This is a genomic window from Nostoc sp. ChiSLP03a, assembly GCF_034531215.2.
In the GTDB taxonomy this organism is placed as follows: domain Bacteria; phylum Cyanobacteriota; class Cyanobacteriia; order Cyanobacteriales; family Nostocaceae; genus Nostoc.
In genome coordinates, this window is record NZ_JAVRBQ020000156.1 from 37,503 (window position 1) to 64,218 (window position 26,716).

Genomic DNA, 26,716 nt, shown 5'->3' on the forward strand with positions numbered 1-26,716 from the left:
AGGTAAAGTGATGGGAGAAAAACAGCGTGGTGTAACAATATGGTTAACTGGTTTGAGTGGTGCTGGTAAAACCACTATCTGCCGATTTTTGGAGAAAAAATTGCGATCGCAGGAATATAAAATTGAAGTACTTGACGGCGATGTAGTACGCAAAAATTTAAGTAAGGGGTTAACTTTCAGTAAGGAGGATCGAGACGAGAATATTCGGCGAATTGGTTTTGTAGCTCACCTGCTAACTAGAAATAATATCATTGTACTGGTTTCGGTTATCTCACCATATCGAGTAATTCGAGAAGAAGTGAAAGCACAGATTGGAGATTTTATTGAAGTATACGTAAATGCACCACTAGAAGTTTGCGAACAGCGAGATGTTAAAGGTTTGTACAAAAAAGCCAGAGTTGGTGAAATTTTTGATTTCACTGGAATTGATGATTTATACGAAATACCTCTAAAACCTGATGTTGAATGCAAAACTAATCAAGAAAGTGTTGCCGAAAGCGCAAATAAAATTTTAAGTAAGTTAGAAGAGTTAGGGTACATCAATTCTCTATTATTGTCACAATTGCATAACAATTACTCACTGATATAATGGATCCCTCTAATCAAAACACATTGATAATGCAATATCGTAGATTTAGGCGTACAGAATTGCCAATGCCAGTGTTTTGCTGCTCAAGAAGCGATCACTACACTTGGAAAAGACTGGTATTCTAGCTGGCATATTGGTTTACCCACTTATAAACGAACCCTTGATGAGATTAATATTCCAGTAATTTTATGGTTGTGAAATTTAGCAAACAGAGATGTGCAAAATGGAAATTACAGAAAATAATCAAATAATTGAACATACAATAAATAGTGATACACAAGAGAATAAAATATCTAACGAAGAACTACGTCTGTTGCATCAGATTCCTACATTTAGACCGATTGTTCAAACATTCATTGTCATTGGTACATATTTCATCTTCGCAGCTATTGGTTTCTGGTTGAATAACTGGGCAGTGTGGTTATTAGTCTGGTTGGTTCAAGGATTTTTATTTGTCTGTTTTTTTGCGGCAATACATTATTGTTCTCACTATAGTTTGTATAATTCAAAAAATACTAACCGATTCATGGGGACTTTTTTATCATTAGTATTATTGATGAACTTTTCGTTTCACAAATATATTCATATTGGACATCATCGAGAAGCAAAAAGCAAAGGTAAAATCATAGGAGATACCTCAGCTTGGCAAACATTTCCTAATATTAATACTTATCTGTTTGCCTTGACATATTTTTATCCTCTCGCGGCATGGAAAAATTGGTGGTTAGTAACCAAAGATTTATATTTAGAATCTTTGAAAACACATACACAAGAAGAATCAGCCTTATCAGATAACTTTTATTTGAGCTATTTTAAAACACCGGAACAACGCCAATTTGTCTTACAAAATAATTGGTTACTATTGAGTTGGTTTGTATTAATGGCAGGATTGACCGTAATTTTTCCTGGGATTTTGTTCTTTGGTTACTGGATACCATTAGCAACTTTTGCTTCTCCATTCGGTTTTATTTTCAGTATTACAGATCACTATGGATGTGAGTCTGACTTAAATCACAACCTATGGAATGATACACGAACAATGATTTCTAACCCGATAATTAGGTTTTATTACTGGAATAATAATTACCATGTAGAGCATCATCTATACCCAAGTATGCCACCGTGTAACTACTCCAAGATACATGAGTTAATTCAACATCACCTTCAGCATATTGAAAAATCATACTTGATGTTTCATTTAAAAATAATGCAAGGCTTGATTGCGGCAAAAAGTCATTAATGAATCGCTCTAATCAAAATACATTTATGATGCAATATCGTAGATTCGGGCGCACAGAATTGCCAATGCCAGTCTTTTCCTGTGGCGGAATGCGCTACGTCTATACTGAGTATAAAGAGCTTACTCAAGAACAAATTCCCGATGAAAATCAACAGAATCTAGAAGCCACTATTCGCCGTTCTTTAGAAGTTGGCATCAATCACATCGAAACTGCCCGAATGTATGGGACTTCTGAGATGCAATTAGGAGCTATTTTACCTAAGTTACCTAGAGAAAAAATTATTGTCCAAACTAAGGTTACTCCTACATCTGACTCTGAAGACTTCCGCCATTTATGTGAGAAATCTTTGGCTTTATTAAAGCTAGATTACATTGACTTATTAACACTGCATGGCATTAATAATTACCAACATCTTGAAGATAGCATTCGTCTCAATGGCTGTCTTGATGTAGCGCGACAGTTGCAAGCTCAGGGTAAGGTAAAGTTTATTGGCTTTTCTACCCACGCTCCAACAGACTTAATTATCAAAACCATTAAAACCAATCAATTTGATTATGTCAATCTCCACTGGTACTACATTAATCAATTCAACTGGCCCGCCATTGAAGCCGCCAAACATCATGACATGGGTGTATTTATCATTAGCCCATCAGATAAAGGTGGTATGCTTTATAAGCCTCCACAAAAGTTATTAGACTTGTGCTATCCTCTTAGCCCGATGGTGTTTAACGATCTGTTTTGTTTGAGCCATCCTCAAGTACATACTCTCAGCTTGGGTGCATCTAAACCATCAGATTTTGATGAACACTTGAAAGTTATAGAACTTTTAGATCGAGCAGATGAAATTTTACCACCAATTTTAAACCGTTTAGAGAAAGCAGCGATCGCCACACTCGGACAAGACTGGTATCGCACTTGGCACACTGGTTTACCCAGATATCCCCAAACCCCTGGTGAGATTAATATTCCAGTTATTTTATGGTTGCGAAATTTAGCGATCGCTTTTGATATGTTTGAATATGCTACAAGGCGTTATAACCACTTAAATACTGCCGATCCTTGGTTCCCTGGTCTGACAGCAGAAAAAGTTAGACAATTCGATCTAAGTGATTGTTTGCGTCATAGTCCCCATGCTGACAAAATACCAGCTTTATTAGAAGATGCTCATAGGTTGCTATCTCAACCTAGTCAATAAGAAATTGCGGAGTGGTTTCACGATGGTGAATGATAAGTTATTAAAAAATCATCACAAATATACTTTAATTCGTCCTCGTTGGTTAGTAATTTTGCTGGCTTTTGTAACTGCGATCGCCATAATTATTTATCATCAAATTACCTCAAAAATCCAAGCAATACCAACATCGGAAATTATTGTCCCTTTACCAACGGAACCGACAACTTTCAATCCAGCTTTAATCGTAGAATCGGCTTATATTTTAAACTATACTTATGAAGGGCTAGTTAAAGAAAATGCTCGGGGAGAAATTGAACCCGATCTAGCTAAATCGTGGCAAATTTCCAAGGATAATAAACAAGTAATTTACACCCTCAGAAAAGGGCTAAAATGGTCAGATGGAAAACCACTAACGGCTGAAGATGTCGTTTTTACCTACAATGAAATTTACCGTAATCCAGATATTCCTACTTACGCTAAAGACTTCTTCATGATTGGTAAAAATCGTACCTTCCCTACTGTGCAAAAGCTTGATAATTTGCGAGTTGAATTTACATTACCTGAACCATTTGCTCCATTTATTCGGGCTACAAAATTAGAAATTTTACCAGCCCATATTTTTCGGGAAAGCGTCAAAACAAAAGGTCAAGAAGGCAGTCCTAAATTTATGTCTACTTGGGGAACTGATACTCCCCCAGAAAATATTATTGTCAATGGCCCTTATACAATAGAATCTTATACTCCGAGCCAGCGAATAATTTTCCGCAAAAATCCTTATTACTGGCGTAAAGATATTCAAGGCAACTCACAACCTTATATCGAGCGCGTGATTGGGCAAATTATTCCTAATCAAGATACTTCTTTAATCCAATTTCGTTCTGGAGGATTAGATTACATCAACGTCAATACTGATTATTTTTCATTATTAAAACATGAAGAAAGTAAAGGAAAGTTTACTATCTATAATGGCGGTCTTTTTGTTGGATCAACTGCTATTACTTTTAATCTTAATCAAGGCAGTAGGAATGGTCAACCACTGGTCGATCCCATAAAGTCTCGTTGGTTCAATACAGTGGAATTTAGACAAGCAGTTGCCTATGGAATCGATCGCCAACAAATACTCAACAATATCTATAAAGGATTGGGGAAACTGCAAAATTCGCCGATTGCTGTACAGAGCAAGTATTATTCTCCTGTCCAAACTGTCTATGAATACAATCTTCAAAAAGCGAAAAAATTACTTCTAAAAGCAGGCTTTAAATACAACAATCAAGGTCAGCTATTAGACGAGCAAGGAAATATTGTCCGCTTTAGCCTAATGACTAATAGTACCAATAATGCCTTGCAGGCGATGGGAGTACACATAAAACAAAATTTGAGTAACCTTGGCATAACTGTTGATTTTAATCCCGTAGCTGCTAGCATTTTCATCAATAAATTGACTCAAACTTTCGATTGGGAGTGTCAATTACTTGAGGTTGCTGTCGGTCAAGAACCAAATGATTGGGCTAATGTTTGGTTGTCTGAAGCTGGTTGGCACTTTTTTAATCAAGAATCCCAAGCAGGACAAATGCCGATAATAGGGCGACAGGTTGCAGATTGGGAACGAAAAATTGGTAATTTATACATTCAGGCAGCCTCCGAAGTGGATGAAGCAAAGCGTAAAGCTATGTATGTAGAAACTCAACAAATTACTCAGGAGTATCTGCCATTTATTTATCTAGTTAACCCGTTCTCAATGGTGGCAGTACGAAACCGTATCCAAGGTATTGAACACTCTCCCTTACTAGGGACATTTTGGAACACTTACAACTTGAAACTGACTGAAATTAACTAAAGAGGATATCGTTTGTATGCAAATTCCTATCATTGATTTCAATCCTTTTCTTATAGGTGACTCAACCGCAAAAGAAGCTGTTGCTACACAAATTTCTCTTGCTATTCATGAGGTCGGATGTTTATACCTGAAAAATTATGGTATTCCTAATACTCTAATTGCTCAAGTTTTTTCACAAACCGAGTCCTTTTTTGCACTACCAGAGGATGAAAAAGAACAAGTATCTTTTTTTCCAGACCGGAATCTTCGCGGATATCATAATTTTAAAAAAAGTGAAGATAAACATAACGCCAATGAGCTAATGACTGAAGGCTTTCATTTTGGAAAGGAAATTACTCTCGATGAAGTTGGTGCAATCGAAGATCCTTTTTTTGAACCGAATAAATGGCCTAAAAATCCGACTCAGTTTCGTGAAGTGATGATGGAATTTTTCACAAGTTGTCACGAAAGCGCCCTGAAAGTATTTCAAGCTTTGGCTATTTCTCTGAGAATTCCAGAAGATTACTTTACAAGTTTATATTCAGAACAGAATCACGGCATCGTTTGGCATCACTACCCATCTATATATCAGCCTCCAGAACTAGGAAAAGTTTATCTGGCAGAACATACTGACATCGGAACTCTGACATTTTTATTTCAAGATTCTGAAGGGTTAGAAGTATATACAAATGCTGGAGAATGGGTTGTAGCGCCCTTCATTCCTGATGCAATTATAGTATTGGTTGCAGATTTAATGCAGCGATGGACGAACGATAAATTTCGCGCTACACCACATCGAGTTATAGTTCCAACTCAATCTCACAGTGCTAAACAAAGATACTCATGCGCCTTTTTTACAGGCCCTAATTACGATGCTCAAATTAACTCTATTAAGACTTGCTTAGATATAGATGAAGTTCCTAAGTATCCACCAATTCTTGCACAGGAATATTTTAAGCAGCCAAAAGGGTAATTCGTAATTCGTAATTCGTAATTCGTAATTAATACATTACTTTAAAAAGGGTTGATCCAATTGCTAGCAAAGTCAAATCCTCCAACTTGGTTAAAAATTCTGGTAATTAGCCTGATTGGGTTAGGTATTTTCTTTCGCTTTACCCATTTAGGGCAAAAAGTGTATTGGTATGATGAAATTGCTACATCGCTGGCAATATCTGGTCATACGCTAGCTGAAGTTAAAGAAGAAGTTTTTAGCAATTGGGGCAATAATCAAGGCATAATTCCTGCCATCACTTTAGACAAATATCAACACATTAACCCAGATCGATCTGTGGTTGATACAGTTCGCTACTTAATAACTTCAGACCCGCAACATCCACCTTTGTATTATGTAATGGTGAGATTGTGGGCGCAAGTTTTTGGGGATTTTCCGGCGGGAGTCAGGAGTTTATCAGCAGTAATCAGTTTGTTGATATTTCCTAGTGTGTATTGGTTGTGTTTAGAGTTATTTGAATCACCACTAGTAGGATGGGTGGGAATGGCTGTAATGGGGATTTCTCCCTTGCAGGTTTTCTTTGCCCAAGATGCACGAGAATACGGTTTGTGGATGGTGATGATCTTAGTATCAAGTGCTGCTTTGTTGCGAGCCATTCGCCGAGAAAGTTTCTCTACCTGGGCTGTGTATGCTCTCACCCTAGCCTTGGGATTCTACACCCATTTATTAACAGTAATGGTTGCGATCGCTCATGGTATTTATATAGTTATTAGGCAAAAGTTTCGCTTTCAAAAAACCCTGCGTAATTATTTACTGAGTTCAATAGCAGCTTGCTTAATGTTTTTACCCTGGTTAACGGTGCTGATTACCAAAGCTGACACAGCAACAAATCTTTTGTCATGGATAACATTTAAAACAGATAGTCCTTTTGACCTGATTGGAATTTGGCTCAGTCGGATTAGCCGAATATTTTTTGATTTTAATTTAGCTTCTGATGATGCTTGGGTCAATAATTTAAGTTATGAAAGTCCTTTATTCTATAGTATTCCTACGATAATATTTAGTTTATTTTTAATTATTTATATTATTATTTTTTTGACCAAATTTTTATCAACTAACACTAGCTTATTTATTGCTTTATTAGGCGGATTTCCAGGGTTAACATTGCTTTTATATGACCTAGCTTTTGGGGGAATTCGCTCTATTCATTTTCGCTATCAGATACCGTTATATCTCAGCATTCAAATTGCTGTAGTCTATATTTTAGCTTTCCATCTTTTTCTAGCTAAGAGTTGGCAGAAAAACTTTTGGCAACTCATTTTGGTGGGATTACTTATCTCTGGGCTAGTTTCTGATGTCAGATTTTTTCAGGCTGAAACTTGGTGGCCACAAATAGGTGGCAAGAATTTACTAGCAATGAGTAAACGTATTAACCAATCTAATAATAATGTTTTATTAATAAGTAATAAAAATGATTATAACTTGGGAGTCATCCTCACATTAAGTCATAGTTTAGAACCAAAAATTTCCTTATTTCCCATACAAAACAACCAATTACCAATAATGCCTCAAGATTATAAATCTATCTTCTTTGTTGACGACCTAGAAAATAGTTTAGCTCATCAACTCCAGCAAGATAAAACTAACTCACTTAAATTAGTCTACCCACTTGAAGGATTTTGGCAACTCGACAAAAATCAGAAAACATAAAAAACATTAAAAAAGTAGAAGTTGAATGAAGCAATATCTTGACTATTTCAATATTAGTTATCTGAGAGGTAAAATCTACTTTTATCTCAATTCCGCACTTTTTAGTCGATTTATCCGCTTTGCTGTAGTCGGTTTTAGTGGAGTATTTGTAGACTTAGGAGCATTCTATTGCTTTCATAGCTCGTTATGTTTGGCGTTAACTCCAAGTGCAATGCTTTCCACAGAAATAGCAATTATTAATAACTTTCTGTGGAATGATTTATGGACATTTGGTGATGTGTCTTTTGAGCAAAAAAACAGTCAAAAGTTGCAACGTTTTGTCAAGTTTAATCTAATTTGTTTAATCGGACTTATTTTTAATAGCCTAATTGTAAATTTGCTGTTTTATCAATTTCAAGTGAATGAATACATAGCTAAATTGGTAGCGATCGCTTGTGTGACACTTTGGAATTTCTGGCTCAACCTGAAGATGAACTGGCAATTAACAAAAACAGATGTAGTTGTAGATATTTAAGAAAAATCATGTTAAGACCATTAGTGATGTTTGGCTATAGCTTAATTTTTATTATTACTATATTTTTTTCTTCTGGATGCTTAAATCTAATTTTACCCTATTACAAGACTATCCAAAACCTTGGTGAAATCAGTGTTAAATGGCAATATTTGACTGAACACAAAGATGATTATGACGCTATTTTTCTTGGGCCAAGTACTACGTACTTTGGGGTAATCCCGAAATTGTTTGATAAATACATGACAACAGAGGGTAAAAGTGTAAAATCTTTCAACTTTGGTATTGCAGGTGCAAATGTATCAGAACTAGATTTTTACTTACAAAAAATTCTGGCTTTAGAACCAGCAAACTTAAAGTGGATATTTCTAGATTGTTCAGTTGACTTATTTACAAACATTGGCTCTACTTCCGCTCAAGAAATATATTGGCATACTCCTCAGAAAACGTTAGAAAATTTCCAATTAATTTTGGAATCATCAATTGATAGCTGGAAAGTAAAAGTTCCATATATATACGCTAACTTTCAAAGCTTTCTTTACCGATGGCTAGGAGTTGGTCAGCTTTCTACTTTGTGGCAAGAAAGAATATTAAATTTAGATTTATCAAATGCAGATCCATTAGCAAAAGTATCTGAGGATAAGCTCATACAAGAATCTGGATATTACGCAATAGATTGGCAAAAAAAAGCTGATAAATGGAAGACTATATTCCGCACAAATGGGTTGAATACTTATCAAAAAAATCTCAAAGATGAACAAATAAAATTAGCCACTTTAAATTCAGAAAGTGCATTTAATAATACATCCATAATATATGGAGCGAAAATGGTGAAAAATATTGCTTCCCGAATTGAACAACAGCAAATTAACAACAAGAAAATTGAAGCTGTCTTTTTTATTCCGCCACTCCTAGAGACTGATTCCAATCCATCTGCTCTTTACAAAGCATATCAATCAGGATATATCGATACCCTTTTTGCTTTTAATAATCCTAAGAAGTTTAGTAATTTATATGAAGTGGATCGCAGAATTGATAGCGCCCATCTCAATTATCAAGGCGCTCAAGAATTCACACTTTTACTGGCATCAAAATTTGCTCAATACTTAAATAATTTATGATATTTACAGAATTTCGGTTTCTATTTTTCTTTCTGATTGTTTTCTGCATATATTGGGCTTTACAGAAACACAATCATCGTAAATTCTGGCTACTAATCTGTAGTTATATTTTCTATAGTGCTTGGGATTGGCGCTTTCTTTTTTTGCTCTTGCTATCGACAGTTATTGATTACTTTGTCGGTTTAATGCTGTCTAAACCGCAGGTTAGCGATTTGCAAGCAAAAGCGATCGCCTCACTTGATGTAGTACAAAAAAAAGAAACTACAAGTTTTTGGAATTGGGATTCTTTACTGAACAAGCCACAAAATCAGCAACAACATCAAGCATGGTTGATACTTAGTTTAGTAGCAAATCTCGGAATATTAGGATTTTTCAAATACTATAATTTCTTCACCGATTCTGCTGCCAACTTATTAGCTTTTTTGGGCTTACCCCTGAGTCTTAAAACCCTTAATATTATTTTGCCAGCAGGCATTAGTTTTTACACATTTCAAACTTTGAGTTATTCCCTGGATATCTATCTAGGTAAACTCAAACCTGTGAAAAATTTTTGGGATTTTTCTCTATTTGTAACTTTTTTCCCTCAACTGGTTGCAGGGCCTATTGTCCGGGCATCTACCTTTTTACCTCAACTGCTAACCCCAAAAAATTTAAGCGAGGTTGATTTTAGAGGATGTTTAATACTTTTTTTCGTAGGGTATTTTAAGAAAGCCTGCGTTTCAGATAATCTTTCGCCCGTAGTAGAACAGTATTTCAGTCATCCAGAAAATTATACTTTCTTGAGTTGTTGGATTGCTGTTATTTCTTTTGTCATCCAGATATACTGCGATTTTTCTGGTTATTCTGATATGGCGATCGCTTCAGCCGGTTTACTTGGATACAAACTACCTCTGAACTTTAATTTTCCCTACCTTTCCGCTAATATCACTGATTTATGGCAACGTTGGCACATAACTCTCTACAGTTGGTTGCGAGATTATGTTTATATTCCTTTAATGAGAAAGCGACCAAAAGCTGAACGCACAGAATTGTTTGGGTATAGAAATCTTCTTACTTTGATGCTTTTATCAGGACTCTGGCATGGGGCTGCTTGGCATTTTGTAGTTTGGGGTGGATTAAATGGAATCGCCTTAGTTGTTCACAAGCAATGGTCATCTCGGATCGCTCCCTATAAGGAATTAGTACCACTGAGAAAGATGCTAGGTATTCCCCTAACATTCTATTGGTTTTGTGCCTCTGCCATCTTCTTTCGGAGTAACGATCTCAGCAGTGCTGTAGAAATAGAAAAATCCTTTTTATTCTTTAATTCTCTTGGTTATGAAAACCTAAATCTCCAAATTGCATGGATTTTTGTACCTTTAATTATCCTCCACTGGGCGGCTTATAAGGGTTGGTTTGCCGATTGGTGGCGTAAAATTCCTAGTTGGAGTTTTGCTGTTTTATTTGGGGTGTTGGTCTCAACAATATTTCGGCTGACAGCAATCAATCCTCAACCCTTTGTCTACTTTCAGTTTTAGTGTGCGATCGCTCAACTTTTATAAAAAATACCTTTTAAATTACGCCATCAATTAGAGAGATATGACAACAATTTACTTACACATTGGAATGCCCAAGACCGGAACAACTTGTCTACAAAAAGCATTGTTTAACAATAGGGATAAATTTTTAGAAAACGGTTATTTGTATCCCATGTCTGGTATAAAACATAATGCCAAAGAAATAGTTAACCGTTACTGTCATAATACTTTAGCCCATTGTTTAATGGGTTTGGAAGACAAGGATAATACACTTTCAATGTCAATTTGGGAAGAACTGAAAACAGAAATAGACTCTATTAACCCTAAAAATGTGATAATTTCCGCAGAAGCTTTTACTTCTTTTGAAATCTTTTATCAACCTGAAACACTTGCAAAAATAAAAGATTTGTTAAAAGAATACGAAATTAAGGTAGTTATATATCTAAGAAAACAAGATGATTTTTTAGAATCATCTTACTGTTACATGGTCAAACTAGGAGCATGTAGCGTAGGAATTAAAGAGTTATTTAATGAATATCAATATATCTTTAACTATTATCAAATATTAGAGAATTGGGCAGATATATTTGGATATGACAATATGATTGTTCGACTGTTTGCAAAATCAAATACAAAAAATCATATTTTTGCTGATTTTTTAGGAGTCATTAATCAACTCAACAATAAAAGTGATTATAAAGTTGACTATGGTGCAAAAATAAATGTGTCTCCATCAGGAAAAACGATCAAGATGCTTTTACTTATAAATAATTTAAATGAAAGAATTTTAGCTAGATTTATAAAGTTAGATGATAGTTATTGGTCAAACTATCAAAATTTTTTGAGTTTTTTATCTGATAATAAAACAATATGTAAATTAGTATCAATGCTGCCAAATGTTTTAATTGATGATTTACTTCTCTTGCCGAAAGAAAAAGAAGATATTATGAGACAATTTCAAGAATTAAATAGTCAGATAGCTTACAAGTATTTAGGGCAAAAAAATGGAGTATTATTTGGCGATTATTTCTAGTTATATAAATCAATCTGATTTCATAACTTTAACGTAGGAAATTAAATATATGGCGAACAATAAAAGTTGGATAAAGAGGCGTACCTATCTTTTCAAAAATAAAATAATAGCCTTATATGAGCAAACTGCAAATAATTAAAAATAAAAATATTGAATCTATTTATCCTCTTTCTCCTATGCAGGAGGGTATGCTTTTTCATACTCTGCACGAGCCAGAATCAGGAGTATATCTTGAGCAGTTTTGTCTCACGCTCTCTGGAAATCTAGATATCAGAGTACTTCAACAGGCTTGTGTGCGAGTATTGAAGCGTCACCCAGTTTTGCGTACCCTTGTGGTTTGGGAAAAGCAACAAAAGCCTCTCCAGGTAGTATGTAAACAAGTAGAGTTACCTTGGCAAAACTATGATTGGCGTTCCTTATCTGCAACAGAACAACAACAGCGTCTAGAAGCTTTCTTACAAGCAGATCGAGTCCAAGGCTTTGTTCTTGACAAAGCTCCACTCATGCGATTCACGTTAATTCGAGTCGCTGATGATACTTACGAATTTATCTGGAGCTTTCATCACTTGCTGATTGATGGCTGGAGTTGGCCGATTCTGTGCAAAGAGGTTTTTACTTTTTACAATGCTTTACTTAAAGGCAAATATTTATATTTAAATACTCCTCGTCCTTACCAAAATTACATAAATTGGTTACAACAACAAGATTTGAGAGCAGCAGAAGTTTTTTGGCGGCAACAACTCCAAGGATTTACTAGCTCTACCCGTTTGCTACTAAATCAGGGTGAGGTGCAAAATTCTCCACAACTAAAAACCTACCACGAGCAGCACTGCTGTTTATCGTTGCCCATAACTGCTGCTTTACAGTCCCAAGCACAGCAATATCATCTAACAGTGTCAACTTTCGTACAAGCAGCTTGGGCAATTTTACTCAGTCGCTACACTGATGAGTCTGAGGTAGTATTTGGCGCAACTGTGTCCGGCCGTCCTCCCACTTTATCGGGGGTGGAATCTATGGTAGGACTATTCATTAATACTCTACCAGTAAGGGTGAAAGTCCCAACAGCGACTCCTTTATGGCAATGGCTGAGGCAATTGCAGACTCAACAGGTAGAGCGATCGCAGTATTCTTGGTGTCCGTTAGTCAAAATTCAGGCTATTAGTGAAATTACCCAAGAATTACCTTTGTTTGAAAGCATCGTGGTGTTTGAAAACTATCCACAAGATACGTCTTTCTCAAATCCAGGTCAAAGCATCCAGATTACCAAACGGCGAGTCATTGAACAAACTAATTATCCGCTTACAGTCATCGCTGTACCGGGACAAGAGTTATCCCTACGCATTCTTTATGATGGTAGCCGCTTTGATGAGGAAACGATTAACCGGATGATGGGGCATCTCGTGACTTTGTTAGAGGGTATGGTCGCTAATATCGAGCAGACAGTAAGCGAAATACCTATGCTGACTGCTGCCGAGCAGCAAAAACTTTTGGTATGGAATGATACCCAAACAGATTATCCTCACAAATGTATCGCTCGGTTGTTTGAAGAACAGGTAGAACGAACACCGGATGCAGTAGCAGTCTCTTTCCAATCCCAACAACTGACTTACCAGCAGTTAAATTGTCAGGCTAACAAATTAGCACACCACCTACAAAAACTTGGGGTAGGGCCAGAAGTGCGGGTAGGGATTTGCGTTGAGCGTTCTTTATCGATCGCAGTAGGACTTTTGGCAATCCTCAAAGCTGGTGGTGCTTACGTACCTTTAGATCCGCGATCGCCTCAAGAATGCTTAAATTATATGTTGAGTGATTCTCAAGCGTCGGTGTTACTTACAGATTCATCAACTAAGAGGCAGGGGGAAGGGAGCAGGGAGCAGGGGGAAATGACCTGCTGTGGAACAGAGCAGAATATGGATCTAAATCCTCGTTACAAAACTCTACTTCCGACTTCTTTAACAGTAGTTTGCTTAGATACATCGGATTTCTGCCAAAACAGCGAGGAAAATCCTGTTAGTCAAGTCACATCAGAGAACTTGGCTTATGTCATGTATACTTCAGGCTCAACCGGCAAACCCAAAGGTGTAGCGATGAGTCACCGTTCTTTGGCGAACCTTTTACATTGGCAAATAGAAGAAAGTGCTTTTAGTTGTGCCAAAACTTTGCAATTTGCTTCTATCAGTTTCGATGTCTCTTTTCAAGAAATTTTCTCTACCTGGTGTAACGGCGGAAGCTTAGTTTTAATCGCCGAAGAAGTACAGAAGGATGGGTTCGCATTATTACAATTAATTGCTAAAGAAAAGATAGAAAGATTGTTTTTGCCCTTCGTCGCCCTTCAGCAATTAGCCAATACCGCTTCTATTTCTCAATCCTATCCTGCATCTTTGCGTCAGATTATAACGGCAGGAGAACAGTTGCATATTACTCCTGATTTAGTCAACTTTTTTAGAGAGCTTCCTGATTGTACGCTGCAAAATCAGTACGGCCTAACGGAGAGCCATGTAGTAACAAGTTTTACCTTAAAAGATGCTGCAAACAGTTGGTCGCCACTTCCGCCCATTGGTCGTCCCATTGCCAACACGCAAATTTACATCCTAGATAAGTCTTTACAGCCATTACCCATTGGAGTTCCTGGAGAACTGTATATTGGCGGCGTGGCGATCGCCAGAAGTTATATTAATTCCCCAGAATTGACTGCTGAGAAATTCATTGCCAAAGATCAGAATCGTTTGTATAAAACAGGCGATCGCGCTCGATATTTACCTGATGGCAACATCGAATTTCTCGGTCGAATTGACAATCAAGTGAAAGTGCGGGGCTTTCGCATTGAACTGGGGGAAATTGAAACCGTACTCGCCGCGCACCCACAGGTAAAAGAAGCAGTAGTTATCGCAAGGGTTGACCAACCAGGAAACAAGCGTCTCGTTGCTTACATTGTCCCCAAACAGCATCTAGACACCGGCGAACTGCTTTGTTACCTCAAACAAAAGCTACCCGAATATATGCTGCCTTCTGCTTTTGTCAAGTTGCTGGATGCTCTACCTCTAACCGCTAGTGGTAAAATAGAACGCCGTGCTTTACCAGCACCTACGACTAGGGAAACACGTAACATCTCTACAGAGTTGATTCCACCCCGTACTGCAACTGAAGAAGTTTTGACAGCAATCTGGAGTGATGTTTTAGGACTAGAAAAAGTTGGTATCCACGACAACTTCTTTGCATTAGGTGGGCATTCCTTATCAGCAATGCAAGTTATTGCTCGGTTGCGAGAAACTTTCAAAGTGGAGTTACCTATAAGCTGTCTGTTTGATTACCCGACAGTAGTCGAGCTAGATCGGCAAATTTCAGAATACCGGCAAAAAGAGGCAGGGGAGCAGGGGAGCAGGGGAGCAGGGGAGCGGGGGAGAAATAATCATTCTTTCTTATCCCTTTTTGCCCCTTTGCCTGATTGTCAAAATGAGTTGACTCCATCGCTCAAACCAGTACCTCGAAACACAAAAGAGTTGCCAATCTCTTTGACTCAGCTTGAGTTTTGGATATTAGCTCAATTAAATCCGGGCATTCCCGTCTACAATATTCCACTGGCTTATCGCTTGACGGGTTTACTCAACGTCAATGCTCTGGCGCAAAGCCTCGTTGAAATTGTGCGTCGTCACGAAACTCTGCGAACTACTTTTGCTATTACGGATAGACAAGTTGTTCAGAAAATTCTTCAGGAGCCTATCCTACCATTTTCAGTGATAGATTTGCGAAAACTTTCTGAATCTAAAACTGAGCGAAAGGCTCTGGCTCAAAGATTCGTAACTGAGGAAAAAAACCAGCCTTTCGATTTAGAACAAAACCCATTGTTACGCATCAAACTGTTGCGGCTCTCTGATGCCGAGCATTTACTCATAGTAACTATCCATCATCTGGTTTTTGATGGTTGGTCTGTGGGTGTGTTTTTACAGGAGCTAACAAAATTATACGCAGCATTTTGTCATGGTCAGCCCTCACCACTTCCTGATTTACCCATTCAATATGCTGACTTTGCCCATTGGCAACAGCAGTGGGTTGCTCGTCCAGCTTTCGTGTCTGAGCTTGACTACTGGAAACAGCAACTAGGTAATAGTACACTTGTGCTGCAAGTACCAACCGATCGCCCACGCTTGCCAGTACGAACTTTTCAAGGTGCAAGTCAAACTTTCATTATTTCTAAAAGCCTAACAAATGCTCTTAAACATTTGAGCCAACAGCACAATGTAACTCTATTCGTGACTTTATTAACAGCCTTTAAAATAGTGCTGTTCTATTACACCGGACAGTCAGATATTATCGTGGGCGCTCCTTTTGCCAATCGCCAGCAAGTAGAAACGAAAGGGCTTATTGGATGCTTTATTAACACACTACCAATACGTACATACCTGGGTGGCGATCCAAGTCTGAGTGAGTTGCTATATCAGGTGCGTGGCTGTTTTTTAGCAGCCTGCGATCGCCAGCAAATTCCCTTCGTGAAGTTAGTAGAAGCACTACAGCCAAAACGAGAACCAAGCCACTCTTTGCTATATCAAGTGATGTTTAACTTCTTGCCTCCATCAGATTTAAAACTGACAAATTTAACTGTTCATCCCTGGTCAATTGAAACTAATACAGCAGAATTTGATTGGGATATTTATCTTCAACAAACAACATTAGGAAGTATTGAAGGGAAATGGTGCTACAAAATCGATTTGTTTGATGCTACTACTATTAGCCGTGCAGTCACTCAGTTTCTAGTGTTGCTTGAGCTGCTAATTAATAATCCCGAATGCCGCCTAAGTGACCTTTGTTTACTATTTCAAAAGCATAATTCTCAATGCCGTGCATAATTCGTAATTCGTAATTAAAAAATTTGAACAGTAAAAAGCTAAAAAATACCAGATTATGATGTCAAACGTACAGATAATAGAAAAAACAAGACTGACTGCTTTGCGAGAAATGCGGCTGTTTCTCGTTGTTTGGCTAGGACAGTTGATCGCTTTGATTGGTTCGAGTACCACTGCCTTTGCCTTAGACATTTGGGTTTACAATCGCACTGGCTCAGTCACCCAGTTTGCTTTAATTTCCCTATTTAATACTTTACCGCTAATCTTAATTTCCCCGATAGCTGGGCCTTTGGTAGATAGGTGGGATCGCCGAAAGACGATGATGATCGCTGATGTCTTGGCGTGTTTGGGAACGATCGCGATCGGCGTTTTATTTGTCATCGGTCGGTTGGAAGTTTGGCATATTTACTTAGCCAATACCTTCACTGCTGTTTTCATGGCTTTTCACATGCCAGCTTATACAGCATCAACAGTCTTACTTGTGCCAAAACAGCACCTCAATCGTGCTAACGGTCTGATGAGTCTGATGTATGGCATTTCCATAATCATTGCACCAACTCTCGGAGGTATTCTACTAAGTATTGTTCATTTCCAAGGGATTATTTTGCTTCACGTAACCAGTGTGTCTATTGCTGTTGTCTCCTTGATGCTGGTTCGGTTCCCGCAAGTCAACACAAGTGTTGTTACAACTGCAAAAAGTTCATTTCTCAGTGAAGCAACTTACGGATTTACATATTTTATCGCTCGACCTGGACTGCTGGGACTAATTTTATTCTCAGCTTCCAGTCTTTATCTTGTGGGAGGTATTAATGTCATTACTGTTCCGCTAGTGTTGAATTTCGTTTCAGTAAGCGTTCTGGGAACTATTCTTTCGCTATTTGGCATTGCTATTCTAGCAGGCGGCTTGCTCGTGAGTATCTGGGGAGGACTAGAACGCAACATCTATGCAATATACGGGTGTATGCTGTTAAATGGTGTATTTATTATCGCCGCCGGTTTGCAACCCTCTCTTGTCATTTTCGCTGTTAGCATCTTCTTATTCTCTTTGACACAACCGATCGTTTCCAGTTCCACGCAAGCTGTCATGCAAAAAAAAGTAGAACCTAGTGTGCAAGGTAGAGTTTTTGCGATCAAAGGCGCGATTGAAGCGGCTGCTTTACCTTTAGGCTACATCACGATTGGGCCTTTAGCTGAGAAGGTTTTTGAACCCTTAATGGCTACTGATGGTTATTTGGCGGGAAGCATCGGACAAATCATCGGTGTTGGGTCTGGTCGTGGTATGGGACTTCTACTGATTATTATGGGAGTCTTGACCATTTTAGAAACCTCTCTTGCTTACTTGTACCCTCGCCTACGGTTTGTGGAAGATGAACTTCCTAATGTTAGTAATGCAGTTGCGATGGCTACTGATACAGCTTCTAGCAAGAGTGACGTAGTTTCTTTGGTATCCTAAATTTGGCGTTGCCTAGTAGTCGTTAATTATTTTATTTTTTTAATTACCTATTTTAAAAATAGATAATTATTAATTTATTTCATAAATTGCAAAAGTTTTGTATCTAGATTCAACATCAAATCCTGTACTGTTTAATCGCTTAAATTTTTCTGTATTTCAATTAAAAAAATGTTCGGTTGATTTTAGAATATGCAAACCAAAGTTTCAAATGAGCCTTCTCCTCTGACCTTGAATAAATTTTGGGAGAATGTAAGAGCGATCGTCGGCCCTTACTGGTATCCAACAGAATCCAAAGAAAGAATATTTTCAGACGTAATTCGGACATGGGGGATGCTCATTCTCCTGATTTTATTAATAATCGCGCTGGTAAGCGTAACTGCCTTTAATAGCTTCGTTACTCGCTACATAACCGATGTAATCGAAGAAAAAGATTATCCTAACTTTATTAAGACAATAGTGATTTTCGCCGCTGCTCTTGTTTGCGTAACACTCTTAAACGGATTTTCTAAATTTGTCAGAACAAAAATCGCTATTGATTGGTATAAATGGTTAAACAATCACATATTATCAAAATATTTGAGCAATCGTGCTTATTATAAAATTAACTTTATATCTGATGTTGATAACCCAGATCAACGAATATCCCAAGAAATCGAACCTATTACTAGTGATGCTCTGAATTTTTCGGCTATTTTTCTAGAAAAAGTGCTGGAAATGACGGTTTTTTTAGTAATTCTTTGGTCAATTTCCCAATTTATCGCCATTGTTCTACTTATTTATACGATTATTGGTAATTTGATTGCTATTTATTTATCTCAACAATTAAATAAAATTAATCAAGCGGAACTAGAACTGAAAGCAGAATATAATTATTGTCTGACTCATGTTCGCGATCACACGGAATCGATAGCTTTTTTTCAGGGAGAAAACCAAGAATCTAATATAATTCAACGAAGATTTAGTAACCTTCTAAAAAATGTCGAGCGCAAGATTAATTGGGAAAGAAATCAAGAATTTTTTGACGGAGGATATAAAGCTGCTATCCAAATATTTCCATATCTAGTACTTGCACCGATATATATGAGTGGTCAAGCTGATTTCGGAGAAGTTGTTCAAGCTAGTATAGCTTGTAATCAGTTTGCCAATGCTCTAGCAACATTAATTAGAGAATTTGGAAATTCTGGACGATTTTCTAGTTATGTTGAGCGTTTATCTGAGTTTTCAAATGCGTTAGAAGCAGTTAGCAAACAACCCGAAAATGTCAGTACTATTAAAACAATAGAAAAGAATCAATTTGCTTTTGAAAATGTCACTTTACAAACGCCCAACTATGAACAGGTAATTGTAGAAGATTTGTCACTTTCTGTTCAACCAGGCGAAGGTTTATTAATTATAGGGCCAAGTGGTCGAGGTAAAAGTTCTTTATTGAGAGCGATCGCAGGTTTGTGGAATGCGGGAACTGGTCGTTTAATGCGACCTCCCTTAGACGAAGTTTTATTCTTACCCCAACGTCCTTATATCATCTTAGGAACTTTACGCGAACAGTTAATATATCCTAATACAAATCGTCAAATGACCGACGCCAAACTCAAAGACATTTTGCAACAGGTAAACCTGCAAAATTTGTTAAGTCGAGTTGAAGGTTTTGATAGTGAAGTTCCTTGGGAAAATATATTGTCCCTCGGAGAACAACAACGTTTGGCTTTCGCACGATTATTAGTTACTAACCCTAGCTTCACTATTTTAGATGAAGCAACAAGCGCTTTAGATTTGAATAATGAAGGTAATTTATATCAACAATTACAAAAGACAAAAACAACTTTCATTAGTGTTGGACATCGAGAAAGTTTGTTTAATTATCATCAATGGGTTTTGGAACTTTCACAAGACTCTAGTTGGCAACTTTTAACTGTGCAGGATTATCGGCTGCAAAAAGCAAAAGAAATTATCACTAATTCTCCTGAAAACACTAACATTACGATAGATGTTTTAACTGATAACACATCCCCAAGTCAACCAGAAATCTCGACGGAGATAAGCACAATCGTAGGACTTTCTCATCAAGAAATTCAGACATTAACAGACTCCAAAATTAACACTATTAGAAGCAAGGCTAGCCTTGGTAAGTCCATTACTACCAAGGATGGCTTTACCTATCGCTATGACAAAGACCCGAAAGTGTTGAAATGGGTAAGAACTTAAGAACTATTAATATTTTTGAAAATTCAGGTCATGTTAACTAAACAGCAAAGACAACTAATTACTTACGAAACTATTTCAATCTACGAACGAACTTATCAATTACCCATTCTCAAAAATAACGGTGTAAAAACGGTTCAAAAAACAATTAGAGAACGTCAAAGGCTAATTAAAGAAGGTGTTCGATATCATCATCAGCTGGGAGGCATAATTAAGCGAAAAGAAAAAGTTAGCCAGGGAGAGATTTTTAATGAAATTCAATTATTTATTAAAGACTACAATCATATCATTGATTTTCTAAAAAGTTACAAAGATAGTTATCACAATTTTTTATTAAACCTTACTAACGACTTAAAGAAGTTATTCAAACAGAAATATTTGGCAATAAAAAGTTTAGAAGATGAAAGAAGCAAGTTAGAGCTAAAGAATTATAAAAATCCCCAAATACTTAATGAACTAAGATGGGATAAAGAAGAAAATTTTAAAGCATTTTTATTATTAAGTAATGCTTATTTTTTGATGTTAGAAAAAATTAGCTTGCTTGGTGAAGGAATTAAAAACCTTGCAGAAGATATAAAAAAACAAAAAGAAATTGTTCAGCAAATAGTTAAAGATTTAGACACCTATCAAGAGCTTTATGAATATCAAAGTAAAGCCTATAAAATTCGTCAAGAAATAGCAAAAATTGCCCAGACAGCAATCAATTTTGAGAATTCTTTACAAGATTACTTTAGTCCTTTTCAATCTTTAATCGATGAATTCGTAAAAATAGATGAATATTTTTACGCAACTGTCGGAGATATTAAAAATTTAGGAGATAATATTTTAAAGTATCAGTCAAATTTATTTAACCTTGAAGAAGCCAAGGTCATTTCTGAAACTTTTCTCGATTTTATGGTGACAAGTTATGATAAAAAAACTAGATTAAAAGATGCTTTTATTCAATCTAAATTATTAGATTGGCAAAGCGATAATTTAGATTCGAGCGAAAATTTTGTCTTTTTAGACAAGGGTATTGATTTAATATCTAACTATATATCTAAGCAACTTACCGATCAAAGAAAAATGCTAGGCATAGCAGAAGTAGATTTTGTCTCTACAGTATCTCTATCTACTGTTAAAGAAACAGGATTAATGGAACTGACTGATAACAATCTTACATTGACAAAAGAATTTTTCAGCAATAAAGATATTAATTATACCCAATTGCAATATCTCCTCTCGCAGCATAAGTGGAAAGAAGCTGACATTGAAACAGCTAAATTAATGCTAAAAGTCATGAAGAAGAATTATTGGAATGAAGTTTATAAGGAAGATATTGATAACTTTTGTTGTCAAGACATCCATACCATTGATGAACTTTGGGAACAATATAGTTATGGTTATTTCGGTTTCAGTGTTCAGGAAACTATCTGGAGTGAAATGGGTGGTCAAGTAGATTATGAGACAGAAAAGAGACTCGGCGATCGCCTTGGTTGGCGAAAAGAGGGAAACTGGTTAGACTATGAGCAACTAACTTTTAAATTGTCCCCCATGACACCGATGGGACACTTACCAGCCAAATGGTTACACTACGATCAACATAGCTCTGACTTATCTCTATCATCTACAGAACACCTTTCAATGGGAGCTTGGCGGGTAAAATCTTGGTTAGTTTGGCAGATGCACTTATTCTTTTCTCGTACAAAAGTTTGTAGTTCTTTAAAGATAATTTGAGAGGATGTTTAGTAATTCTAAAATTATCTTTTAAGTGTAGATTTTGTGAGGATACATATTTTTAAAATAGGTCATAGCAACTTCGCCCAATAGACTTCTTGGCATTTGCCAGGGTAAAGGGGAAGGTTAGGTCCCCTCTGGGGATAAGGGGCGGGGGTAAAGGGTAAAGAAACTCAAAATCCTTTCCCTTTTACATGAGTCCCTTTTCCCTAAGAGTGCATCCTAATTGTGCTGTCATTGTTGATTTTATTCACTTGATTTATTAAAAACTTCTAAAATCTGTCGGCAAATTTGTTTGAGCTTTTCCTCGATTTCACTAGAAGGCGAAGATGCGCCGACAACACTCCAGTTTTCTACCGTAGAAAGTCGCCATGCCTCACCGCGATGATCGAATCCAGCCACCTCCACGCCGATCGCACGCCGGGAATTATTGATCGGATCTTGATAAAATCGGATTTGAATTAAAATACTGCGACTTCGCCAAGATTTGCTAATACCAGGAAAGTGAAAGCCAATATCTATAGAATCTGGATCGACTAACTCCCTAGTTTCCGGGTCATTTTTCCAGGGTTTGAGATCGGATTTGGCATCAGGAAACTCGAATTTGAACAAATTAACTACCGTGGCAATGTTGCTGGCGAGTTCAAGGTTCGTTGCCTGTTCAGCTGCGTTCACTAAAAAACACTCCTATATTGCGTCGGCATCTTCAAGGATGTGAAGACAGAAAAACCGCCAGAAGGCTTATATTATTGGTGTTTTAGCTTATCAAGACCTTTGAGATTTAGCAACTCTAAATCATATTTTCCTAACAATCCTCGTTACTAACAGAAGCAAAAAATCGCTTCTTGTTGGGACTGCCTAACACCTATTAAGTAATTGTACTTAAAAATTACTCCAAAGCAGATGAAACTCTGTTCTTTGGAGAAAATATCAAGATTTTCTGCAAAATCCTTGGCTGACAAGAACGATTAACTCCGCTAGCGATCTAAAATGACACTGTTAATCGGTAAACCAAAAAGCAATTAAGTTCAATATATGGTGCGTCAACGCTCGATTTTTTCATTTTTCCTAGTACTATTGGCCACATTCCTGATTAGTTGTGGTGGCCCTGGTGTTGCGGTGGCACCTCCGACTTACACAGCAGTGCAACTTGAAAAAATTCAGGGTTATGTTCCTGAAATTCAGGCTGTGCGCGATCGCTCACAAGAGTTGACAACCCTGATTAAAAGAGGTGATTGGATCAATGTGCGTAACTTTATACATGGCCCCATAACAGAAGCAAGGCTGAATCTGACTTATGTCACTTCCAACCTTCTACCCAAAGACCAACCCAAAGCACGTCAAATAACGCGAGATTTGTTTAACGACCTGGTTAAACTCGATAAAGCTACTAGTGCTGGCAATCCTCTAGTTGCCTTGAATCAATCCCAAGCTGCTTTCGCAGAGATTGACAAATTCCTCGACCTGCTTCCTAAGACCAACAGTGAAGCAGAGGCAAGTTAAGCCCAAGGTAAGATGAGCAAAGGGGGATGAGGAGGATGAGGGAGAGTAAAAATTGCTCCCCCTATTCCCTCATCTCCCACATCTCTCGATCTTTGCCTCAAAATAGCAATGAGTCATGTAGTTATTATCGGTTGTGGTGTAGTTGGAGCTGCGATCGCTTACGAACTAAGTCTAGTAAAAGGGCTGAAAATTACAGTTTGCGATCGCCAACCACCAGCACAAGCTTCCACAGGCGCTGCACTTGGCGTTTTGATGGGCGCAATCAGCCAAAAAATCAAGGGCAAGGCTTGGCAGATGCGGCAAACTAGCATCCAACGCTATGAAACTTTGATTCCTGAACTAGAAGCTTTAACAGGTCGCAAAATTCCTTTTAATCGTCAGGGAATTCTCATGCTTTTGTCTGATTCTTCCCTAGAGGGGATGTCAGCATGGGAAAAGTTAGCAGAAATTCGCCACTCTCAAGGCTGGAATTTAGAAATTTGGGACACGGCTAAACTCCAGAATATCTGTCCTCAAATTAATAACGAAAAAATTACTGATGCTGTCTATTCTTTGCAAGACCGCCAGCTCGATCCAACTGCCCTGACGTTAGCTTTAGTTGAAGCTGCCCAGCAAAATGGTGTAACTTTCAAATTTGGCGTGACTGTTTTAGATGCCCCAACCTCAACACCTGAATTTTGCCATCAACTTGACACTACAGAAGGAAAAATAACCGCAGATTGGTTTGTAATTGCAGCAGGGTTAGGTTCAACCCCACTAACTGCAAAATTAAATCAGATAATTGATATCCGCCCCGTACTTGGGCAAGCATTGCAAATGCGTGTGGGGCATCCATTAGGAAATCCCGACTTCCAACCAGCGATAACGGGTAACGATGTGCATATTGTTCCTGTGGGCGGTGGAGATTATTGGATAGGCGCAACAGTGGAATTTCCCAGCAATGGCGATGAGATACAACCAAATCAAGAACTGCTGAAATCTATTAGAGAACAAGCGATCGCATTTTGCCCAGAATTAGCCACAGCAAATATTCTCCGCACTTGGTCAGGCTTACGTCCCCGCCCTGAAGGTCGCCCAGCCCCAGTTATTGGTAAGCTACCAGGGTTTAGTAACGTCCTCCTAGCTACCGGACACTATCGCAACGGCGTTTTACTAGCGCCCGCTACAGCTTATGCGATTCGTGAGATGATTATTTCTCAGGGAATGGAGACTGGGGAGTAGGGGAGAAATCAATTCAAAATTCAAAATTCAAAATTCAAACATTTTAGAACTTCTGCCTCCTGCCTCCTCTTTTCCAATGACAAATGACAAATGACAAATGACCAATGACAAATGACAAATGCCCAATATAGGAAAATAGCGTGTCAATAACAGAACATAAAATCAATGTAGATTCACTGGAATGGTTTTATCGGGAATCTTTACCAATCGGCAGAAGTGACTTAGCGCCTGTGTTGTTGCTACACGGCTTAGTTTCCCAAAGTTACAGTTGGCGTCATATTATACCTGCTTTGGCGAATCAGGGGACAAGAGCGATCGCACCAGATTGGATTGGTTACGGCAATTCTTTCAAACCAGAAAAACGAGATTTTGCTTACACTCCCGATGCTTTTATCACAGCTTTAGAAGGATTTATTAAAGCTTTAGAACTTGAACATTTTTCTTTAGTTGTCCAAGGTTTTTTAGGTTCTGTAGGACTACAATATGCTTTGCGTCATCCAGAACAAATTGCCAATATAGCTATTTTAAATACACCAATTTCAACTGCTGCTAAATTACCCTGGAAAATTAAACAAATGGGTTTACCTTTAGCAGGTGAAGTCATGACCCAAGACCCCTTGTTAGTCGATCGGACGCTAGAAGGCGGAAGCCGTTATCGCATAGGAGATAAGGATTTAGATGTTTATCGAAAACCATTTTTAACTGCTTCTTCGTCTGGTCGAAGTCTCTTAGCAAGTATTCGCAATTTACAGCTTGATTCAGCCATGACCGAAATACAAACTGGCTTTAAAGAATGGCAACAACCAATTCTGATTCAATGGGGTATGATTGACCCTTGGCTACCTATAGACATTGCCGAAAACTTTGCCAATTCTGTACCAAATACCGAATTAATAAAACTTAATAACGTCGGACATTATCCTCAAGAACACTACCACGAGACGATTTTGCAAGACCTTTTACCCTTTGTGCGTCGTAAAGATGCTCATTGACAATATATAGCAATTCTATTTGATTTGTGAGAATTTTGGTGTTGACTGTCCTAAGTCAATTGGTCATTTGTCCTTGGTTTTGTCTTACGAATGATTTAGGATTGCTATAGCTTTGGCAAAAATGGATATTATAAAAATGAATGTCAGAATTCAAATGTTGTTTTTTGTTAAAAGTCCATTTTTGAATGTGTAGAATATTCTGAATTCAAAATTCTGGTTACTGACTACTTTTTATTACCATTACAAGTAAAGGAAATTATGATTTATGGCTTATTCATGGTTTAAAGCCTTTCATATTGTCGGATTTGTAGTTTGGTTTGCTGGTTTATTCTACTTAGTACGTCTTTTTATCTATCACGTTGAAGCGAACGTTGAACCTGAACCAGCACGAACGATACTGAAAAATCAGTATCAAATTATGGAAAAGCGCCTTTACTATATCATCACTAACCCAGGAATGTTTGTGACGATCGCAATGGCCATCGGTTTATTAAGCACTGAACCGGACGTTTTAAAAGAGGGTTGGTTGCATATCAAACTGCTGTTTGTGGCGCTTTTAATTGGCTATCATCATTACTGCGCTCGGCTGATGAAGAAATTAGCAGTAGATGAATGTCGCTGGAATAGTCAGCAATTACGTGCTTTAAATGAAGCGCCTACAGTTATGTTAGTAGCGATCGTTTTGTTGGCTGTGTTTAAAAATAATCTACCTACAGATATGGCTGCTTGGGCTATTTTCGCCATGATTATTTTGATGGCAGTCACTATTCAACTTTACGCCAAAAAACGCAGGCAGGATAAAGAGAAATTGACGGCACAGATAGGGAAACCACAAGAACAAAGTTAGACAAAGTAAGGTGGCACAGCTGGGCTACCTTATTAAAAGTTGGATCGCAACAATAGACCTCTTGCAAAAGTCGAATAGACCCCCTTAATCCCCCCGATGTATTGGGGGGAAACTTGAAATATTGCCCCCTCCCCTTCACCTACCGTGTATACACAAGTCGAGTTGGCAATCAAATCAACGAAAAACAACGGAAAATTTTTTTTAAAATCTTTGATTTTCCGTTAGGACTCTATCAATAAGCTGACACTATTGATAATCAGTTCGCTGAACTCAAAACCTT

19 protein-coding genes are annotated in these 26,716 nt (G+C 37.6%); 18 read left to right on the forward strand and 1 reads right to left on the reverse strand.

Translation table 11 applies throughout. The annotated features are described in order from the left end of the window. Positions 1–10 precede the first annotated feature (10 nt). The 14 genes from cysC to RMY32_RS26755 all read left to right on the forward strand — a co-directional run bounded on the left by cysC (position 11) and on the right by RMY32_RS26755 (position 21,873). The gene (gene cysC / locus RMY32_RS26690; RefSeq protein ID WP_322711969.1) at positions 11–589 is read left to right on the forward strand and encodes an adenylyl-sulfate kinase; all 579 of its coding nucleotides are present in this window, start codon (positions 11–13) and stop codon (positions 587–589) included. A 223-nt stretch (positions 590–812) separates the two neighbouring features. Further along, complete coding sequence (locus RMY32_RS26695) at positions 813–1,829, forward strand: fatty acid desaturase family protein (protein ID WP_322711970.1); 1,017 nt, start codon at positions 813–815, stop codon at positions 1,827–1,829. A 29-nt stretch (positions 1,830–1,858) separates the two neighbouring features. Beyond that, positions 1,859–3,025 carry an aldo/keto reductase gene (locus tag RMY32_RS26700; protein ID WP_322711986.1) on the forward strand — a complete coding sequence of 389 codons (1,167 nt, stop codon included), beginning with the start codon at positions 1,859–1,861 and terminating at the stop codon, positions 3,023–3,025. Between the two features lie 22 nt (positions 3,026–3,047). Further along, a complete protein-coding gene (locus RMY32_RS26705; protein WP_322711971.1) occupies positions 3,048–4,841 on the forward strand; it encodes an ABC transporter substrate-binding protein in 1,794 nt (597 codons plus the stop codon). A 16-nt stretch (positions 4,842–4,857) separates the two neighbouring features. Continuing rightward, positions 4,858–5,793: an isopenicillin N synthase family dioxygenase gene (locus RMY32_RS26710; protein ID WP_322711972.1), complete on the forward strand. Its 936-nt coding sequence runs from the start codon at positions 4,858–4,860 to the stop codon at positions 5,791–5,793. A gap of 60 nt (positions 5,794–5,853) precedes the next feature. After that, positions 5,854–7,482 (forward strand): glycosyltransferase family 39 protein, encoded by a 1,629-nt coding sequence (locus RMY32_RS26715; protein ID WP_322711973.1) that lies wholly within the window; start codon positions 5,854–5,856, stop codon positions 7,480–7,482. Between the two features lie 25 nt (positions 7,483–7,507). Continuing rightward, positions 7,508–7,996 carry a GtrA family protein gene (locus tag RMY32_RS26720; RefSeq protein WP_322711974.1) on the forward strand — a complete coding sequence of 163 codons (489 nt, stop codon included), beginning with the start codon at positions 7,508–7,510 and terminating at the stop codon, positions 7,994–7,996. An 8-nt stretch (positions 7,997–8,004) separates the two neighbouring features. Beyond that, the gene (locus RMY32_RS26725) at positions 8,005–9,114 is read left to right on the forward strand and encodes a hypothetical protein (protein ID WP_322711975.1); all 1,110 of its coding nucleotides are present in this window, start codon (positions 8,005–8,007) and stop codon (positions 9,112–9,114) included. A 185-nt stretch (positions 9,115–9,299) separates the two neighbouring features. Further along, positions 9,300–10,631 (forward strand): MBOAT family O-acyltransferase, encoded by a 1,332-nt coding sequence (locus RMY32_RS26730; RefSeq protein ID WP_322711976.1) that lies wholly within the window; start codon positions 9,300–9,302, stop codon positions 10,629–10,631. Between the two features lie 61 nt (positions 10,632–10,692). Continuing rightward, positions 10,693–11,664: a hypothetical protein gene (locus RMY32_RS26735; protein WP_322711977.1), complete on the forward strand. Its 972-nt coding sequence runs from the start codon at positions 10,693–10,695 to the stop codon at positions 11,662–11,664. Positions 11,665–11,780: 116 nt separating this feature from the next. Continuing rightward, on the forward strand, positions 11,781–16,508 hold the full coding sequence (locus RMY32_RS26740; protein WP_322711978.1) for a non-ribosomal peptide synthetase: 4,728 nt from the start codon (positions 11,781–11,783) through the stop codon (positions 16,506–16,508). Positions 16,509–16,563: 55 nt separating this feature from the next. Continuing rightward, positions 16,564–17,958, forward strand: a complete 1,395-nt coding sequence (locus RMY32_RS26745; protein WP_322711979.1) for an MFS transporter — start codon at positions 16,564–16,566, stop codon at positions 17,956–17,958. Positions 17,959–18,147: 189 nt separating this feature from the next. Continuing rightward, positions 18,148–20,160, forward strand: a complete 2,013-nt coding sequence (locus RMY32_RS26750; RefSeq protein WP_322711980.1) for an ABC transporter ATP-binding protein/permease — start codon at positions 18,148–18,150, stop codon at positions 20,158–20,160. Positions 20,161–20,190: 30 nt separating this feature from the next. Then, positions 20,191–21,873, forward strand: coding sequence for a GUN4 domain-containing protein (locus RMY32_RS26755; protein WP_322711981.1), 1,683 nt, complete (start codon positions 20,191–20,193; stop codon positions 21,871–21,873). 246 nt (positions 21,874–22,119) lie between these two features. On the opposite strand, the gene RMY32_RS26760 is transcribed toward RMY32_RS26755, so the two are convergent. Continuing rightward, complete coding sequence (locus RMY32_RS26760) at positions 22,120–22,548, reverse strand: hypothetical protein (protein WP_322696769.1); 429 nt, start codon at positions 22,546–22,548, stop codon at positions 22,120–22,122. Positions 22,549–22,908: 360 nt separating this feature from the next. On the opposite strand from RMY32_RS26760, the gene psbQ reads away from it, so the two are divergent. From psbQ to hemJ, 4 genes are all read left to right on the forward strand, one after another. Then, a complete protein-coding gene (gene psbQ / locus RMY32_RS26765) occupies positions 22,909–23,376 on the forward strand; it encodes a photosystem II protein PsbQ (RefSeq protein WP_322711982.1) in 468 nt (155 codons plus the stop codon). A 108-nt stretch (positions 23,377–23,484) separates the two neighbouring features. Next, entirely contained in the window at positions 23,485–24,597 is a 1,113-nt protein-coding gene (locus RMY32_RS26770) for an FAD-dependent oxidoreductase (protein ID WP_322711983.1), read from the forward strand. A 140-nt stretch (positions 24,598–24,737) separates the two neighbouring features. Next, entirely contained in the window at positions 24,738–25,589 is an 852-nt protein-coding gene (locus RMY32_RS26775) for an alpha/beta fold hydrolase (protein WP_322711984.1), read from the forward strand. Between the two features lie 265 nt (positions 25,590–25,854). After that, positions 25,855–26,436, forward strand: a complete 582-nt coding sequence (hemJ, locus tag RMY32_RS26780; RefSeq protein ID WP_322711985.1) for a protoporphyrinogen oxidase HemJ — start codon at positions 25,855–25,857, stop codon at positions 26,434–26,436. Positions 26,437–26,716 lie beyond the last annotated feature (280 nt).